The 1,213-nt window shown below is 39.7% G+C and carries 2 pseudogenes; both read right to left on the bottom strand.

Features of this window, described 5'->3' with window-relative positions:
* Nucleotides 1-187 (bottom strand): annotated as a pseudogene (locus tag AB5935_RS27005) (hypothetical protein); the annotation flags it as partial.
* Nucleotides 188-189: 2 nt separating this feature from the next.
* A pseudogene (locus AB5935_RS27000) lies at nt 190-1,213 on the bottom strand (polysaccharide lyase); the annotation flags it as partial.

Raw genomic sequence — 1,213 nt, 5'->3', positions numbered from 1 at the left:
CTATGACATTGCGAACATCTTCGGCTATTTTCGCATCTGTAAGTCCGAGTTTATCAACGATCTTTTGTGATCGGCCGACAATAGACTTTACATATTCAGGATCACGATTCTCTTTATTTAAGTCGACTGCCTGCGCAGACATCCAACCGGAAATAAAAAGCAATGATAGTATCAGTATCTTTTTCATAATTACATTAATTTTCCTTTTTCAGCCAATGTATCGTAGTTGTTCTTCATATCTCTCCAATCTACTTTATGCTTTGTGCTGATACCGTTGATATATTTTTCAATATTCGTATATCCGTCACCAGTACAGTCTTTATTGGCATCACTCGGATCGTTCGGATTTAATCCGTTAGCAATTTCCCATTCGTCCGGCATACCATCTTTGTCTGTATCAACATAAGGAGTACCTTTGTATTCAGGATAACCACCCATCTGGCGAACATCAGTAATAATACCCTGCTTATAAGAATCTTTCGGCAAACGACGATACTTGAACTGTCCGTCTTCCCCCATTGACTTAGGAGACAAACCTGTCAAGTCACCATAAGCGTCTTTAGGAAGTTTCTTTTCATAATAAGGAATACCTGTTCTTACTTCTTCAATCACACGTTCGTCAACAATATCACGACAAGGAATATTCGCACCTACATGTTTCAATACATAGTCATAAGCATCTTTAGCCCCCATGATATTGATATACGGCATCTCGAACGGCTTATAGCTACGCATGTATTCAGTATATCCGTCAGTGTTCGGTTGAGTTTCAATCTGAATACCGCCATTCCAGTTGTCTTTAGTTATTTCAGGATAGCCTTCCATTATATTTCCGTCGGCATATACTCGCCCATATTCAAGATACGATGTCCTACATTGGAATCCTTAGGAGTAGCAGGTCCCGGTTTGTAGTAGTTGTTAATCATATTGAACATAGCGGTATAATCACCACCATCAGAAGAACGGTGCACCCAATTGAATACTACATTATTAACGAAATTGAATATGCCATTCCAACCGATAGAAGGATTACGTCCGGAGTTACTAGCCCAAAGGTTACGGGCAAATGCACAATTCTCACCACCTAACGTGCTACCAAACGCATGATTGTATGTATCCAACGCTTTTGCCGAGATAGTATTTTGAATAGTTACGTTTACAGTAGGAAGTTTCAAGTCTTTGCTTTCATATTGTCCTTCACTCGGGTCGTACA

The sequence above is a fragment of the Phocaeicola sp. RTP21198st1_B8_RTP21198_201120 genome, assembly GCF_040929485.1.
Lineage (GTDB): Bacteria > Bacteroidota > Bacteroidia > Bacteroidales > Bacteroidaceae > Phocaeicola > Phocaeicola dorei.
Note: the sequence above shows the minus strand (reverse complement) of the source record. Positions and strands in the feature narration are given on the sequence as shown.